Source organism: Ideonella sp. P3_A4 (assembly GCF_056403075.1).
The window spans coordinates 1-1,752 of sequence record NZ_JBFUGE010000929.1; the positions used below are offsets into that span (position 1 = coordinate 1).

At 68.6% G+C, this 1,752-nt stretch carries 3 protein-coding genes; all 3 read left to right on the forward strand.

The features are described from left to right. Positions 1 to 473, forward strand: a 473-nt coding sequence (locus AC1DYI_RS34530) for an alpha/beta hydrolase (protein ID WP_477208612.1), incomplete at its 5' end; no start/stop codon positions are given. A gap of 62 nt (positions 474 to 535) precedes the next feature. Beyond that, positions 536 to 1,045, forward strand: coding sequence for a pilin (locus AC1DYI_RS34535; RefSeq protein WP_477208613.1), 510 nt, complete (start codon positions 536 to 538; stop codon positions 1,043 to 1,045). 32 nt (positions 1,046 to 1,077) lie between these two features. Beyond that, positions 1,078 to 1,740 (forward strand): class I SAM-dependent methyltransferase, encoded by a 663-nt coding sequence (locus tag AC1DYI_RS34540; RefSeq protein ID WP_477208614.1) that lies wholly within the window; start codon positions 1,078 to 1,080, stop codon positions 1,738 to 1,740. Positions 1,741 to 1,752: the final 12 nt, after the last annotated feature.

The window sequence follows — 1,752 nt, forward strand, 5'->3', positions numbered from 1 at the left end:
ATGACCTGCTGCAGTTGCGCTACGTGCTGGGTCATGCGGCGCTGGCAGCGTTGAAGCCGATGTGGAAAGGCGCCGAGCAGCCGCGCATCGCCTTCGCGGGCTTTTCCGGTGGCGCCAAAYATGCGGGGTGGCTGGCTGCGCTGTTTCGCAGCCGCGGTGCGCAGGTCGCCGGGGTCTACATGGCTGGCGTGAACACCAACGCGGTGGGCGAGGCTGCCAAGCAGTTCGGCGTGCTCGACGACGCGATGCGCGCGGTGCCGGTGTTCTTGCAGGGCGGCCTGAAAGACCGTGTGGCCACGCCGGCGCAGCACCGCGGCATCGAAGACGATCTGCGCGCGGCCGGCTTCAAGCGCGTCCGGCTCGAGTTTGTGCCCGGCCCCCACGCGGTGGACGCAACGCCACTGCAAGAGGCGCTCACGTGGTTTGCCAGCCCGGCGCCTGAGGCGGGCGCCGCATCGGCACCGGCCCACTGACGCGACCCGAGCATCGCCTTCGTCGTACAGTTCGGCGGCCTTCACGACCTGTCTCACCGACCGTGCCCAAGCAACTTCTTTCGCGCTCCGCGGCCCATGGCTTCACGCTGGTGGAGGTGATGGTCGCCGTGTCCATCATCGCAATCCTGGCGATGATCGCCGTGCCCAGCATCCAGGAGCGCATCGTGCGCGAGCAGGTCGTCGAGGCCGCCAAGCTCGCCGACGTGGCCAAGGGGCCGATTGCGGCCTATTGGGGCGCCAACAACGAGATGCCTGCCGACAACGCCGAAGCCGAGGTGCCGGCTGCGGACAAGATCGTCGGCAACTTCGTCAGCGCCGTCACGGTGGAAGCCGGTGCCGTCCACATCACCTTCGGCAACAGCGCCAACGGCGCGATCAAAGGCCACACCCTGACGCTGCGGCCGGCGGTGGTGGCCGACACGCCGAAGGTGCCGCCGGCCTGGGTCTGCGCAGCCGGCAAGGTGCCGGACAAGATGGAGGTTCAGGGCAAGGACCGCACCGACATCGAGAACCGTTACCTGCCGGTGAACTGTCGCCGTCTGGCCGGCTGAGCGCCCGCTACATTCATTCGGGGAGATTGACGATGAGCTCACGCACACTGGCGATCGACGACCACCTCTACCGCTACCTCGTCGACCACTCGGCCCGCGAGCACCCAGCCCAGGCTGGGCTGCGCGAGGCCACGCAGTCGCACCCTTACGCGGGCATGCAGATCGGGCCCGATCAGGCCCAGTTCATGGCTTTGCTGGTCAAGCTGATGGGCGCGCGGCGGACGATCGAGATCGGCACTTTCACTGGCTACAGCGCGCTGGCGGTGGCGCTGGCGCTGCCGGAAGACGGCCGCGTGCTGGCCTGCGATGTCAGCGACGAGTTCACCCGCGTCGGGCGCCCGTTCTGGAGCCAGGCGGGCGTCGAGCACAAGATCGAGCTGGTGCTGGCGCCTGCGCTGCAGACGCTGGACGCGCGGCTGGCTGCGGGCGAGGCGGGCGCCTACGACTTCGCGTTCATCGATGCGGACAAGGTCAACTACGACGGCTACTACGAGCGCTGCCTGCAACTGGTGCGCATCGGGGGCCTGATCGCCTTTGACAACACGCTGTGGGGTGGTGCGGTGGCCAAGCCGGCCAACTCGCCCGACACCGCCGCGCTGCAGGCACTGAACAGCAAGCTGCACCACGATGAACGCATCGACCTGGCGCTGCTGACGGTGGGCGACGGGCTGACGCTGGCGCGCCGGCGGGTCTGACCGGCGCTGCGC